The following is a 13,405-nucleotide window of genomic DNA, read 5'->3' on the forward strand; positions in this document are numbered from 1 at the left end:
TTATCTCGATAGTGAGTGGCTTGCCTGGGCTTTGAGGTTTTTAGATCAGGTACTGGCTGAGCCCGCGGCGGACGTACTGGCCGTCGCCCTTGGTGCCGACGTAGGCGTTGTCGTCGACAATCACCTTTCCGCGGGACAAAACCGTATCAACGTGGCCGTCGATTTCGTAACCCTCCCAGGCGGAATGGTCCATGTTCATGTGGTGCGTCTTCTCGTACCCGATGGAGGTGTGACCGTTCGGGTTATAAATGAGGATGTCCCCATCGGCGCCCGGCGCGATGACACCCTTTTTGCCGTACATGCCGAACATGCGAGCTGGTGTGGTGGAGGTGATCTCAACCCAACGCTCGAGCGTGATGTGACCATTGACGACGCCCTGGTACAGCAGGTCCATGCGGTGCTCGACGGAGCCGATGCCGTTGGGGATCTTGCTGAAGTTGCCGATGCCCAGCTCTTTTTGGTCCTTCATGCAGAACGGGCAATGGTCGGTCGAGACCATCTGAATATCGTTGGTGCGCAACGCTTGCCACATCTGCTGCTGGTGGCCCTCCTCCTTCGAGCGCAGCGGTGTCGAGCAGACCCACTTGGCGCCTTCGAACCCGGGCGCACCCAGGTTGTCCTCGAGCGAGAGGTAGAGGTACTGCGGGCACGTCTCGCCGTAGACGTTCTGGCCGGCATCACGCGCGGTGGCGATCTGGGCGACGGCCTGCTTGGCCGATACGTGCACCACGTACAGCGGTGCGCCGGTTACGTTAGCCAACATGATGGCGCGGTGGGTGGCTTCCTCTTCCATCTGCCAGGCCCGCGCGATGCCGTGGTAGTACGGGTCGGTCTTGCCGTCGGCGATCAACTGCTGGGCGAGAATGTCGATGGCGCTGCCGTTTTCGGCATGCATCATCGTCAAAAGGCCGGTGGAAGCCGACTTCTGCATGGCTTTGAGGATTTGCCCGTCATCGGAGAGGAACACCCCGGGGTAGGCCATAAATAGCTTGAAGCTGGAGACGCCCTCGTCCAGGAGCCCGTCGATCGCCTTCAACGAGGCTTCGTTGACGTCGCCGATGATCTGGTGGAACCCGTAGTCGATAGCGCAGTTACCGGCGGCCTTTTCGTGCCAGGCGGCGAGACCGTCCTCGACGCGCTCGCCATACGACTGGATCGCGAAATCGACGATCGTAGTCGTCCCACCCCACGCGGCTGCGCGGGTACCGGTCTCGAAGGTATCGCTCGCTTCGGTGCCGCCGAAGGGCATTTGCATGTGCGTGTGAGCGTCGATACCACCTGGTACGACATACTTCCCGGTGGCGTCGATGACCTTATCGACGCTTGTCTTGAGATCGTTGCCCAACAGTGTGGAGCCTGGTGCCAGGACCGCAGCGATGGTCTCGCCGTCAATCAGCACGTCGGCAAGCGCGCGTCCGGTGGCCGATACAACCATCCCGCCGGTGATGAGAGTTGTTGTCATTCGCGAAGTTTCCTAATTTTCTTAATCGGGTTCGGGGTAGGTGACTGGCGTTTGCCAGGGGTCCTTACGGCGCAGTGATGGCGGTGTAGGAATCCGGGCGGCGGTCACGGTAGAACTGCCAAGAGTTGCGAACTTCGCGGATAAGGCCCAAGTCCAAGTCGCGAATGACGATCTCCTCGGTGTCGGTCGAGGCGACGTCTCCGACGTAGTTGCCACGCGGATCGACGAAGTAGGACCGGCCGTAGAACGTCACAGCGTCGTCGCCGAACTCTTCTGTTTCTGTCCCGATCCGGTTATTCGCAGCCACGAAATACTGGTTGGCGGCGGCCGCGGCGGGCTGCTCCAGTTCCCAGAGTCGGTTCGACAAACCTGGCTTGGTCGCTGACGGGTTGAACACGATCTCCGCGCCGGCCAGCCCGAATTCGCGCCATCCCTCCGGGAAGTGCCGGTCGTAACAGATGTACACGCCCACCTTGCCGACCGCGGTCTGGAAAACGGGGTAGCCCGCGTTGCCCGGACGGAAATAGAACTTCTCCCAGAACCGGTCGACGTTCGGGATGTGGTGCTTGCGGTACTTGCCGAGGTAGGTGCCGTCGGCGTCGATGACGGCGGCCGTGTTGTAGAGAACTCCCGGCTGCTCTTCTTCATAGACCGGGAGGACGATGACCATGTGGAACTCCTTGGCCAGGGCCTGGAATCGCTCCACCGTGGGGCCGGGAACACTTTCGGCGTAGTCGTAGTATTTCGCGTCCTGGGTGATGCCGAAATAGGGTCCGTAGAACAATTCCTGGAAGCAGATGATCTGCACGTTCTGGGCGGCGGCGTCGCGCACAAACTGTTCATGTTTGGCGATCATCGACTCCTTGTCGCCGGTCCATGTTGCCTGGGTAATGGCCGAGCGCACTACGGTCATGTGCAGATCCTCTCGAGGTGCTTTTCGCAAGACCAGCCGGAGTAGAACTCGCGTCCCACTGGCGCCGCTGGTGTTGTTCTGGTCCCTTCCAGTTACCTGGTTAAGACTCGATGACGACACCCACGCTGCTGCCGGATCGGTATTGTTATTCTGGGCGGTGAACATTTCACCTGGGTTTCACCCTGTGTCGCCGGTGTTAATAAGTCAAGAGCAAATCTCAAATCGTTAGGGACTGATGCTCAACCAGATCACGACAGCGATCGAGGCGCGGACGCCCGAGGGTATCGCCGCGACTGTGTCGCGTCTGATCCGCGGCGGTGATGTGGCTCCGGGCGATAGATTGCCGACGGTCCGAGAGTTGGCAACCGAGCTGGGGGTAAGCCCGGCGACGGTGAGCAACGCCTTCAAAGCCTTGTCCGGGGTGGGGCTCATTCGCTCCCGTGGGCGGGCGGGCAGCTTCGTGCTCGACCCGGTGCCCCAGTGGATGCCCTCACACTTCGGCAAGCTCGCCGGTAGCGCCCTGCCAGCCCGGCTCGACCTCTCCACGGGCACCCCGGATCCGCTGTTACTCCCGGAACTTGGTCCCGCCCTGAGCAAGGTGCCCGCCCGCGCCCAAACCGATAGCTACCTCGATGCCCGGGTGCTCCCCGAACTTGAACTCTGCCTGCGGGCCACCTGGCCATTTGAGCCCGGCACCCTCACCATCACCGACGGCGCGTTGGACGCGATTAGCCGGTGCCTGGAAGCAGTGGCCCGATTCGGCGACCGCATTGTGGTGGAGGAGCCGACTTTTCCGCCGTTCCTGGACATGCTCGAACAGCTGGGTCTGCACGGTATCGGCGTGCGGATGGACGCGGAGGGCATGGTGCCAGCAGAGCTGTCGGCGGCGCTGGACTTGCACCCGAGCGCCATCTTGCTGCAGCCGCGCGCCCAAAACCCGACGGGTTGTGGATTAACCCAGTCGCGCGCCCAAGAACTTGCCCGCATCATCAAATCGAAAACTTGCGACCCCGTCATCATCGAGGACGACCATTCCGGCGAAATCACCACGAGCGGCACTATCAGCCTGGGTAAATGGTTGCCGCACAGAACATTGCACGTGCGTAGCTACGCGAAATCACACGGCCCCGACCTACGAGTGGGGGCGCTCGCAGGTCCGACCGAGATGCTGGACCGCATCGTTGCCCGCCGCATGCTGGGCCCCGGTTGGACATCGCGAATGATGCAGACCGTTCTCTACGAGCTGCTGACGGCCGCGGACTCGGTCACGCAGATTTCCGAAGCACGCATGGTGTACCACGCGCGGCAGCGAGCCTTGGCAGAAGCTATTGTGACGCACGGTGTTTCGCACACACCATCGGACGGGATCAACACCTGGCTACGGGTGCGGAGTGAACGGGCGGCGATGCTGCACCTCGCCGCGAGCGGCGTGAAGGTGGCGGCCGGCCGGCCCTTCTACGCGAAACCTGTTGAAACGGAACAGTTCGTGCGCATTAGCCTGTCGCGGCTCTCGCAAGATTTCGACCAGATCGGCGCCCTGCTGGCCGCAGCATCCCGCGCGGAGTAGGGGAGGCGCCGAGGGGTGTGCGCCGAGGGGTGTGCGCCGAGGGTGTGCGCCAGCGGTGTGCGCCAGCGGTGTGCGCCGAGCGGTGGGCTATGGCGAGTTTGGGGCGGCGTTTTGCGTCATAGGGCACCGCTCGGCGAAGGATTTCGGCCCGGGCTAGCAATACGCGAGCCACCTTCTGCGCTCAGGCGCGTGCGGCTGCTCGGATCAGATCCAGGGCCTGCGCATTGCCAAGTGCAGTCTGCGACGCCAGCCACTGCGCGTCATGACCGCGGCTGACCTGCTGCACGTGCTCGATCATGTGTTGGAAGGCTGATTTCGGATCGGCAGTCCACGTATTTTTCAGTGAACCATCACGCCAGAGCTCCACTGTATCAACAGGTTTCGGGTGAAACGGGTTGCTAACGCTGAGTTCGGCCGATGATCCCATAATGCGAGTGAAAGTCGAGACGGGGCGACGCATGCCGGCAGATAAAATCAACCGCTGACCGGAAGCAAAGTTGGCGATTGCAGCTGTTTCAATGTCCACCCCGGAGCCCGCAGCAGCACTACTGGCCACGGCGGTCTCCACTTCCGAACCGAAGAGCATGCGAGCGAGTCGAATGGGGTAGCAGCCCACGTCGTAGAGGGCGCCACCGCCGAGTTGCGGAACGAGCCGGATGTTCTCCGTCGTTGCTAAATTGAAGTGGAATTCGGAAATTATCTCTCGCAGTTCTCCCAGCTCGCCATCGTCGATGAGCTGACGCAGCAGCCCGGTCTGCGGGTGGAACGGAAACGCGAAAGCCTCCCAAAGCGGTGCATCGACAGAAACTGTCGACAGCAAATCAGCGACCTGAGCAGCGTCCAGCCCCAAGGGCTTCTCGCAGATCACCGGCTTACCAGCAGCACTCGCCGCTTTCGCCCACTGAATGTGCTGATCATTAGGGAGGGCGATGTAGATCGCATCGACGTCCGGATGGGCGATTGCGGCGGCGTAATCCGCAGTGGACTCGACGTGATTCTGCGCAGCCCATTCCCGGGCCTGCTCGGGTCGACGGCTCCCCACCACGACCGCCCTCCCGCCCGCTGCGCGCATAGCTGGAAGAAAAACCTTGGCAGCAATGTTGGCCGAGCCGAGAACGGCCCATCGGACAGGTGATGAAGACATGGTCATTCCCGACTTGTAGCTCAAACTCTGACGTTGACAAGTAGAACCTAAGGCGGTGCCGGCCGAGCGGTGGGCCTGGAGTCCGCGAACCTCGCCGAGCGGTGCGCTAAAGCGCGCGACGAGCCCGATTTCGCCTCGTAGGGCACCGCTCGGCGAAAAAAAGAGGGTGCGGGTCAGGCGGGGGTGAGCGTGATCAGTCGCCCGCCGATGAGCCACTCCGTGACGTGAACGGCTCCGGCAGCATCAACCGCAATCCCATGCGGGCTCCGGAACGTCCCCGGAACCAACGTGGGTCGCACCAAAACCCCGTCAACCCGCTCGTTCGGCCAGTCCGCGGATCGCGGTAGCGTCGGGTCGCCGTATCTCGCAGTGCACACGTCGTTCTCGTCGAAGGTGACGAGTCCGCCGCCCAGTTCGGTCACCCACAGGGTGTTGCCCTCAAAAGCGAAACCCGATGGGCTGGTGAGGATGTCGCCGCCAAACGAACCCAGTTCGTCGCCACCGGAAGAGAGGCGAAGGATGCGCCGGTTGCCCCTGTCGGCCACCAAAATCTGCACGTCCTCGCTCCGAGGATCCACCGCGATGGCGTGCGGTTGGTGCAACCTGATGCCGTCCGTGGTTGTCGTCTTGGACCAGAGAAGCTCGCCCGCTCGGGTGAAGCAGTGCACGGCGCTCTGGCCGTAGCCATCTGCAACCCAGATGCGGTCGTCCGTCACCGCAATACTGGTGGGCCGCCATGCTTGGAGTTCTGGCGCAACCGCAGCGGCGGAGATCTCCTGCAGCACAACGCCATCCATGCCCAAACGGACGACGCGTCCGGGGGTGTCGACGATGGGCTCGTTTTCCTCGCCGGTGGGCATCGGCTTAAAGCCGTTGTCCGCGACCCAGAGCGAAGGCGCGCCCTCGCTCGGAACGTTGTCGAGCCACATATCGTGGCATTCGGTGATTTCCAGTTCGGCCGACAGCATCGGAGCGGGGGAGGCACCGACGAGCACCAGGTGGTTTCCGCTCGCGGAGGCGGTAACAACGCCGCCGCCAGCGAGCGCGGCCACCCCTTGATGCGCCAGCCCAGGCGATAGTCCAAAGCGTGCGTCGGTCTCGGTCCAGTGATAGTCGCGCTCGCCAATCCGAACGACCAGTCCAGAGCTAATCGGTTCAGTGCCCACCGGTTCAGTGCCCACCACTTCAGTGCCCACCACTTCAGTGCCCACCGGTTCAGAGTCCACCGGTTCAGAGTCCATCTTGGTCATGCCAATGCTCCTGCCAGCGCCAGTCGATCGGTTCCGAGGCACGCTGATAGCGGATGTCGGTCGAGAGCCGCAACCGATCCTGGCTATCAACGTTGTCCGTGCCCGCGTGGATGATGTGCGAGGAGTGAACCACGACGTCGCCCGCTTCGTAATCGGCGACAAGCCACCGCGAGTCGTACTTTTCCGCCAGCTTGGGTAGGTCGGCGGTGATCCATTCGGCGGCGCGCAGGACGCCGTTGCGTTCGTCGGCCATGACGGGGTGGTGGCTGCCCTCGAGGTAGGTCAGGCCGCCCATGTCCACAGGGCAATCGCCCAACGGAATCCACATGGCGAGCACCTTGTCGGTCCCGCCGCGCAGGTACACCAAGTCGTAGTGGGCCTGGGTGGCGGTGCCGATCCCGGCCTCACCGGGGCGGGTGTGCCGGATGATCTTGCGCTTGTGCAAATGCACGTCGTCGCCGAGAAACCACTCGAACCAGCCCTTGATGGACGGGTGGGATGTCAACGACTCGTATTCCGAGCCGGGGACGATATCCCCAAACAAGATGCTGCGCAGCAACGCTCGATCGATGGCAACCTGCGTTCCGACCGCCTCGCGCATGTCGGAACCGCGCTCCACGAGGCCGGTCTCGGCCATCTTCGTGAAGTAGTACTCGCGAAAGGCACGCACCAGCTCGGGGTCGATCTGGTTCTTCAAATACAGGTAGCCGTCGCGTCGCATTCGCGACCACAGTGCGTCTTTGTCTCCGCGCTCGGAGTCGGGGACCGGCTGCAGGGCACCCAAACGCGCCGGGGCTTCGTCCAGCGTGTAGCCGTTGGAGGTGATCATGCATCGAGTATTGGACAAATGCAGATCTACTTTCCATGGATTACCGCAGGCAATACTTGGACTTGTGCTGGCAGAATCACACACATGGACTTTTCGCCGCAGAATTGGGCGCATTTCACGACGCCGCTGGAAGGTCTGGCGACACACTCAATTGCCTGTGTCGGCGCCGGCGAGCAACGGGGGTCGTGGCGCGGCTTCCGTGGTCGCCGGTTGGCGAGCTCCGCGCTCGTCGTCATCTCGAGTGGGTCGGGCTGGTACGTCGACTCGTCGTCGCCAGCGGAAATATCTATAGATGGTCCCACCGCGATGTGGCTGGCCCCGGGCGTCAAGCACGGGTATGGGCCGAGCGAGGCCGGCTGGGTGGAACACTGGATCGTATTCACGGGTAACGCTGTTGCCGCTTACGCCGAACTTGGCGTCAGGCCCGCTACCTCCGCCGTAATGCCGCTGGTACACGGGGGTGGCGGAATCAGCACGGCGGCCGACGGCGGTGGAACCGGTTCTGGCAACGTCGAAACCGTCGTATCGCACTTCGGGCCGCTCCGACAGTGGATTCAAGACGCCAGCATCTTGGGCCAGATGGAGGCCTCTCTTCTCGTCCAGCGCATTCTCGTGGACGTGATTCGTTGCCGGGCGGAGCAGGATGAATTAGGGGCGTCGGGAAATCTGTTGCAGCGCTTCGTCAGCCACGCTTTTGAGTCAATTTCGATGGCCGAACGCGCCCGACGCTTGGGTCTGAGTGTGGATCGCCTCCGAGACGGCGTCGCGCAGTTAACCGGGTCTACCCCGCTGGAATACCTTCTCGATCACCGGGTGGCCCGAGCGTGCGAGCTTTTGACGTCAACGGAAGAGTCCATTTCGCGGGTGGCGCGACAGGTAGGATACGCCGATCCCGCCTACTTCTCGCGTCTATTCACACTGCGCGTGGGGGTCTCGCCGCGCAGTTTTCGAGACCAGCAGTCGCGGAACCCGCTGTCCTGAAGGCCTTTCGGGCTGGATCTCGGGACAACCCCTTCGTGCCAGGCATGTGAAGATAGAAAGAAATCATATAGTATCTAGGATCACTACAATCCGTCTGCAGAATCGGTGGCGATACAGCGATGAGCGAGAACCTTCCCCGCGTCCAATGCGGAACTGCCGTTACGCCACCTCAATGGGCGGTGATGCAGCGCCAGATCATGACAACGATCGCCGAAGCGGCGCCCGAGTTCGTGGCGCGTTACACCCGCGACGATGGCACCCTGATCTGGCGCGAAGAGTGGCCCGGCATGGACGGATCTGACGATCCTTACGAGGCTTTCCAGTATCTGGCGCTTTTCTACAGCATCAGCGGCGACGAGTCGGTGTACCAACTTGCCCGGAAAATGTGGGACGCGATTACCTGGCAGTGGACGCAGTACGGGCAGATTGAGCGCGAGTTCGACTGCTACTACGACTGGATGCACCACGGCGAGGCGAACCTCTTCCACTACTTCTTCGGGCTGACCAAACCCGAATCCCTCATCGACCGACAGCGCGCCATCAGTTTCGCCAAGATGTACACCGGACACGACCCGCTCGCGCCGAACTACGACCCGGAGCTGGGGATCATCCGCGCTCCGCAATCCGGCAGCAAGGGCCCCCGATTTGTCGTCACCGCGGAGGACTTGGGAACACATCGCGGGGTGCTGAACGACTACCTGCCGCCGTTCGAAGACATCGAGGGCGTTCCGTTCCCCGGGGCCACCACGCCCTGGGATGACGACCGGGTCTTCGCAGAGATCATCGAAAAGATGAATCAGCGCACCACCCGCGGCGACGTCCCCCTCAACATGAACGCCACTGGCCAGATGACGCACGCCTTCATGTACTCCGGCGACGAGGACCTGCGCACGTGGGTCACCGACTACATCGCGCGCTGGAAGGCCCGCGCGGACGCAAATGACGGGATCCTGCCCGATAACGTTGGGCTCTCCGGGCGCGTCGGCGAATACCTCGACGGCAAATGGTGGGGCGGCCACTACGGCTGGCGCTGGCCGCACGGCTTCCTGACCATCATCGAGCCGACGCTCAATGCTGGTCTGAATGCGTTGTTGCTGACCGGGGACGAGTCGCACCTCGCGCTCACCCGGCAGCAACTCGACGCCAATTTCGACCTTGGCCGTGATGCCGATGGTGCGTGGGTCGTGCCCAATAAGCACTTTGACAGCGGCTGGACCGACTACCGTGTGCCGAATTCGCTGCACCCGATTCAGGTCTGGGCCAGGACGTTGGCGGACGAGGACCGCGCGCGCGTCGAACGGGTCCGCGGCGATGCCGACTGGACCACAGCGCGGTACCCGGTGGCCCCGCTCTCCGCGAAGCACTTCAACGTCAACACCGCGGCATGGTTCACCTACATCTCCGGCGAGAATCCCGACTACCCGGAACAGGCGCTGACAGCGAATATTGCACTTATCGAGCAGCAGTTGCGAAGGATGCGATCCGCCGACGGCGACCCGGCTGGCTTTGGCGGCATTCACCACATCGATGGGCACACGGACGCGATCGACTTACAGATCGATGGGTACGCAATCCATATTTGGCAGGAGTTCAACCCGGTCTATTTTGAATCGCTGGTTCAGCTGATGTGGGGCGCCCCGATGCACATGTCGCACGGTGGGTTGCAGCACGCCACCGTACGGTATTACGACGCTGTCGGGCGGCGTGCCGGGTTGCCGGACGGCGTTGCGGCCCTGGTGAGTGCGATTGGCCCTGACTTCGTGGAACTCGAACTGGTGAATCTCGACACTGAGAACGCGCGCACCGTGGTGGTGCAAGCCGGCTCGTTCGGCGAGCACCGATTCGGGGATGTTTCAGTGCTTGGTGGTCCCGCCACCGGCGTGGATGGACGATGGTTCGAAGTGGCGCTCGCCGCAGGCTCGAGGGCGCACCTGCGGGCCACGATGTCGCGGTATGTCAACTCGCCGAGTTATGAAACGCCATGGTCACGCAGGAGCGACTGGGCGCCCCTTATTCGGGGTCGGGCGACGAACTAGGTAGAGGACTGGGCTCCGGGGAAGAGAGCATCGGTTCTTTGCCGGGGCCGAATCGCGGAGCGACAGGTGACGCTCAGTCGTCGGCGTTGAGGGCCTCGACCGCAGCGGTGAATCGTTGCCGCGAGGACTCTATATGCGCCAGCATCAGCGCGCTCGCTGCTGAGCTGTCGCTCGCTGAAATGGCCTGCACGATCGCTTCGTGTTCGGCGAAAGCAAGAGGCCGCTGGCCGGACTGGTAGTACTGGGCGAACATATCGCTGACGAACCCGGAACCAGGGCCGTCGTCACCTTCGCGACCGATGGAGGCCTTGTAGACCCGGAATAGGTGCAGATGGCAGCGAGTGCGAATAAACGCACCCTCCACGAATGCATTACCCGAAGCCTGCGCCACCAGCGTGTGAAGACGCGTGTCGTGCTCGACAGATTCAGCGAAGAAGGTCGTGGCGGCGGATTGCGGGATGTGATCGGCCCGATCAAGTTCCGCCTCGAGGGCCGCAATGTCGCGGCGCGTGCGGTGCCGAGCCGCTTCCGCTGCCGCCCACGGTTCAATCAGCCCGCGGAACTGGAAGAGCTCGTCAAACTGCTGCACGGACAGTAGATCCGTCGCGCGGTATCCGCGGAGCGGAATTTTCGTCACAAGGCCGTCGGCCTCCAGTCGTGCCAGCGCCTCGCGAATCGGGGTTTGGGACACGGATAGATCTCGGGACAACTCGTCGATGCCCACGTGCTCGCCTGGCGAGATCTCGTGGTCAAGGATCATGGCTTTAATCGCGTCGTAGGTTTCGTCCGCCAGCACGAGCCGTTTCGGGCTCGCGCCGGTGCGACGAGCCGAGTCTCGTGCCATAACCAGGAGCCCTCCGTTGATCTGTTCGGCCAGGATTGGGACCAGGCCGCCGCCAATCGTATATGCGATCAGGAATGATGCCGTCGCACCGCGGCTACAGCGACGGAACCCGCAAACCGTTCATTCCGCCGTCGACGCCAAGGATGGTCCCGGTAATGGATCGCTGCTGTGGGTGTGCCAGGAAGCTGATCGCGCTGGCCACCTCGGCGGCTGCGACAAGGCGCCCGCTCGGCTGGCGCTGCTCCAACGCACTTCGCTCCGCCGCGGGGTCCGCTGCCAGGTCGAGCAGTCGGGCTACCCAGGGGGTGTCCGCCGTACCCGGGTTGACGCAATTGACTCTGATTTTTTCGTGCACGAGGTCGGCCGCCATCGCCAAGGTCAACGCCTGCACTGCCCCTTTGCTCGCGGAGTAGATAGCGCGCTGGGGCAAACCGACTGTCGCTGCCACGGAACACGTATTGACAATCGAAGCGGCATTGCTGGCTCGCAGCAAGGGGAGCGCCGCGCGGGTGACCCGGGCGATGCCGACCACGTTGACGTTGAGCACCTTGGCCCATTCGTCATCGGTGGCATCTTCGACGCTGCCTACTGCGCCGATACCGGCGTTGTTGACCAAGATGTCCAAGACCGACACTGCGGCAGAGATAGTGGCGAAGGCTTCGGCAACGGAATCCGAGGATCCGATATCGCAGTGGATCCACTCGGCGACGCCGTCCAAGGCGCCGACTGAAAGGTCAAGTCCAAAAACTCGCGCCCCCGCCGCCGCGAAGTTCTGGGCGGTGGATAAACCGATGCCGGACCCGGCACCGGTGACTACGGCTGTGAGGCCAGTCAGATCGGACATGTGTGCTCCGCGCTCTCTCCGTTGAGTGGTGATGGCGACCTATTCCAGCTTGCGGAATCAGCCGTTATAACAGTTCAGTAAATCGTCTGGGAAATAGTGTATAGGATTCTGGGAAATCATGTAGCATCTGTTTCACACCGGAGCGAAGATGCTTTCTTTCGTTCCCTCACGGCATGAAAGGAAGTTCGAATGAAACGACTATCAGTGGCCATCGTCACTGTTGCGGCGCTGGCAGCCAGCCTCGCCGGGTGCTCGTCCTCAAAGTCGGATTCGGCGAGTGGCTCGAACGCTCCCGCAGCCGGCGGAACCCCGTCACTCCTGTTCTGGGTGGACACCCCCGCGTGCCGCAAGCAGAGGCCTACCAGAAGCTCATGGCAGGCAAGGTCGACATCAAGATCGAGGTCATCGCTCAGGCGGATGCCCAGACCAAGATCACCCTGGTCAACCGGGCCAAGAAAGGCTGGCCGGACATCATCTTCGGCACCGCCGCCGACACCGCGCAGTTCCTGGATCCGAGCAATGGCTTCGCCGCCGACCTCACCACCACCGTGTCGAAGGACATCTTCACCGGTTTTGGTGAAGGCAACAGCGACTGCCTGTTCGACGGCAAGTACTACTGCCTGAAGAACGATCTGGCCAACACCGTGCTCTGGTACAACACCAAGATCTTCAAGGAGTTGAAGCTGACGGTTCCGACCACCATGGAGGAGTTCGCGGCTACCGCCATGAAGCTCAAGGGGACCGGCTATTCCGCTGGCGCCATTGGTGATCAGAACTATTACGCCTCCTTCCTCCAGTCGAGCGAATGCCCACTAGCGCAGATCACGGCTCCCAATACGGTCCGGATCGCACCGGAGGACCCGAAGTGCACGCGCGTTTCCAAGCTTGTCCAACCGCTTCTTGATGCTGGTGTAGTCGACAAGCGCTCGAGCTTCGACGCCGGTTTCATCGCCGATGTGGCGAAGAAGAACAAGGTCGCCATGACCCTCGGGCCCTCATGGTTCGGTGACTTTGTCATCAAGCCAGCCGACTCCTGGGGTGTCCCCGCGGGCGAAATTGCTGCGGCAAACATGCCCGCATGGGGCCCGGCACCCGATGATCGCTCGGGCGCATACGGCGGCGGCGTGTTCACCGTCTCCTCCCACTCGGCCTTCCCGCAAGCAGCAGCAGACGCCGCAGTGTGGATGACCACCTCTGACGTCATGGCAAAGCTGGAAACCACGCCTACCTTCCCGGCCTACGGTCCAGCCAACAAGCTGTGGGAAGCGCGCATCTCGGTTGACCCGTACTACGCCTCGAACCCGTACCCGGCCATGGCCGCGGGCGCGAACAAGATTTCCCAGGTAGATCGGCCAGTCCGATTCCCCTTCGTCGCGCAAATCGGCACGGTTCTCCAGGCTGGAATCAACGGCGGCGGCACGCTAGAAGCCGCTCAGACCGACTTCGCGAAGTCGTTGCAGAACCTTGCTCCGTCTTCCGGATACACGGTAGAAACCAAGTAAAAGGTCTCCTTCGGCGTCGGGGCCATTGCCCCG

11 protein-coding genes are annotated in these 13,405 nt (G+C 62.4%); 4 read left to right on the forward strand and 7 right to left on the reverse strand.

Annotation, left to right across the window (positions count from 1 at the left end; translation table 11 throughout):
- Positions 1-40: 40 nt before the first annotated feature.
- Both hydA and EH165_RS00285 read right to left on the reverse strand, forming a co-directional pair.
- A complete protein-coding gene (gene hydA, locus EH165_RS00280) occupies positions 41-1,462 on the reverse strand; it encodes a dihydropyrimidinase (protein ID WP_124797521.1) in 1,422 nt (473 codons plus the stop codon).
- 64 nt (positions 1,463-1,526) lie between these two features.
- Positions 1,527-2,375: a nitrilase-related carbon-nitrogen hydrolase gene (locus EH165_RS00285; protein ID WP_124797522.1), complete on the reverse strand. Its 849-nt coding sequence runs from the start codon at positions 2,373-2,375 to the stop codon at positions 1,527-1,529.
- A gap of 235 nt (positions 2,376-2,610) precedes the next feature.
- Here EH165_RS00285 and EH165_RS00290 point away from each other — a divergent pair, with 235 nt between their 5' ends.
- Positions 2,611-3,942, forward strand: coding sequence for an aminotransferase class I/II-fold pyridoxal phosphate-dependent enzyme (locus EH165_RS00290; protein ID WP_124797523.1), 1,332 nt, complete (start codon positions 2,611-2,613; stop codon positions 3,940-3,942).
- Positions 3,943-4,123: 181 nt separating this feature from the next.
- On the opposite strand, the gene EH165_RS00295 is transcribed toward EH165_RS00290, so the two are convergent.
- The 3 genes from EH165_RS00295 to EH165_RS00305 form a co-directional block, all read right to left on the reverse strand.
- On the reverse strand, positions 4,124-5,086 hold the full coding sequence (locus EH165_RS00295) for a Gfo/Idh/MocA family protein (RefSeq protein ID WP_164479029.1): 963 nt from the start codon (positions 5,084-5,086) through the stop codon (positions 4,124-4,126).
- Between the two features lie 173 nt (positions 5,087-5,259).
- Positions 5,260-6,336, reverse strand: coding sequence for an NHL repeat-containing protein (locus tag EH165_RS00300; RefSeq protein WP_124797525.1), 1,077 nt, complete (start codon positions 6,334-6,336; stop codon positions 5,260-5,262).
- Positions 6,317-7,165 (reverse strand): phytanoyl-CoA dioxygenase family protein, encoded by an 849-nt coding sequence (locus tag EH165_RS00305; protein WP_124797526.1) that lies wholly within the window; start codon positions 7,163-7,165, stop codon positions 6,317-6,319. The genes EH165_RS00300 and EH165_RS00305 overlap by 20 nt, the downstream gene beginning before the upstream one ends.
- 84 nt (positions 7,166-7,249) lie before the next feature.
- On the opposite strand from EH165_RS00305, the gene EH165_RS00310 reads away from it, so the two are divergent.
- Both EH165_RS00310 and EH165_RS00315 read left to right on the forward strand, forming a co-directional pair.
- A complete protein-coding gene (locus EH165_RS00310; RefSeq protein WP_164479030.1) occupies positions 7,250-8,146 on the forward strand; it encodes a helix-turn-helix domain-containing protein in 897 nt (298 codons plus the stop codon).
- Positions 8,147-8,265: 119 nt separating this feature from the next.
- Positions 8,266-10,182 (forward strand): DUF8034 domain-containing protein, encoded by a 1,917-nt coding sequence (locus EH165_RS00315; protein WP_124797528.1) that lies wholly within the window; start codon positions 8,266-8,268, stop codon positions 10,180-10,182.
- A gap of 73 nt (positions 10,183-10,255) precedes the next feature.
- On the opposite strand, the gene EH165_RS00320 is transcribed toward EH165_RS00315, so the two are convergent.
- Both EH165_RS00320 and EH165_RS00325 read right to left on the reverse strand, forming a co-directional pair.
- Positions 10,256-11,026 (reverse strand): GntR family transcriptional regulator, encoded by a 771-nt coding sequence (locus EH165_RS00320; protein WP_124797529.1) that lies wholly within the window; start codon positions 11,024-11,026, stop codon positions 10,256-10,258.
- A 94-nt stretch (positions 11,027-11,120) separates the two neighbouring features.
- Entirely contained in the window at positions 11,121-11,870 is a 750-nt protein-coding gene (locus tag EH165_RS00325; RefSeq protein WP_124797530.1) for an SDR family NAD(P)-dependent oxidoreductase, read from the reverse strand.
- Positions 11,871-12,118: 248 nt separating this feature from the next.
- Between EH165_RS00325 and EH165_RS00330 the strand changes: the two genes are divergently transcribed.
- A complete protein-coding gene (locus EH165_RS00330) occupies positions 12,119-13,372 on the forward strand; it encodes an ABC transporter substrate-binding protein (RefSeq protein ID WP_164479031.1) in 1,254 nt (417 codons plus the stop codon).
- Positions 13,373-13,405: the final 33 nt, after the last annotated feature.

Origin of the sequence: Nakamurella antarctica, assembly GCF_003860405.1 — a bacterium.
Classification (GTDB): domain Bacteria; phylum Actinomycetota; class Actinomycetes; order Mycobacteriales; family Nakamurellaceae; genus Nakamurella; species Nakamurella antarctica.

What these genes read in the sequence shown, in the direction of transcription:
- EH165_RS00300 (WP_124797525.1), bottom strand. Translation starts at nt 6,336, where the DNA reads ATGACCAAGATGGACTCTGAACCGGTGGACTCTGAACCGGTGGGCACT.
- EH165_RS00315 (WP_124797528.1), top strand. Translation starts at nt 8,266, where the DNA reads ATGAGCGAGAACCTTCCCCGCGTCCAATGCGGAACTGCCGTTACGCCA.
- hydA (WP_124797521.1), bottom strand. Translation starts at nt 1,462, where the DNA reads ATGACAACAACTCTCATCACCGGCGGGATGGTTGTATCGGCCACCGGA.
- EH165_RS00305 (WP_124797526.1), bottom strand. Translation starts at nt 7,165, where the DNA reads ATGATCACCTCCAACGGCTACACGCTGGACGAAGCCCCGGCGCGTTTG.
- EH165_RS00320 (WP_124797529.1), bottom strand. Translation starts at nt 11,026, where the DNA reads ATGGCACGAGACTCGGCTCGTCGCACCGGCGCGAGCCCGAAACGGCTC.
- EH165_RS00325 (WP_124797530.1), bottom strand. Translation starts at nt 11,870, where the DNA reads ATGTCCGATCTGACTGGCCTCACAGCCGTAGTCACCGGTGCCGGGTCC.
- EH165_RS00285 (WP_124797522.1), bottom strand. Translation starts at nt 2,375, where the DNA reads ATGACCGTAGTGCGCTCGGCCATTACCCAGGCAACATGGACCGGCGAC.
- EH165_RS00290 (WP_124797523.1), top strand. Translation starts at nt 2,611, where the DNA reads ATGCTCAACCAGATCACGACAGCGATCGAGGCGCGGACGCCCGAGGGT.
- EH165_RS00310 (WP_164479030.1), top strand. Translation starts at nt 7,250, where the DNA reads ATGGACTTTTCGCCGCAGAATTGGGCGCATTTCACGACGCCGCTGGAA.
- EH165_RS00295 (WP_164479029.1), bottom strand. Translation starts at nt 5,086, where the DNA reads ATGTCTTCATCACCTGTCCGATGGGCCGTTCTCGGCTCGGCCAACATT.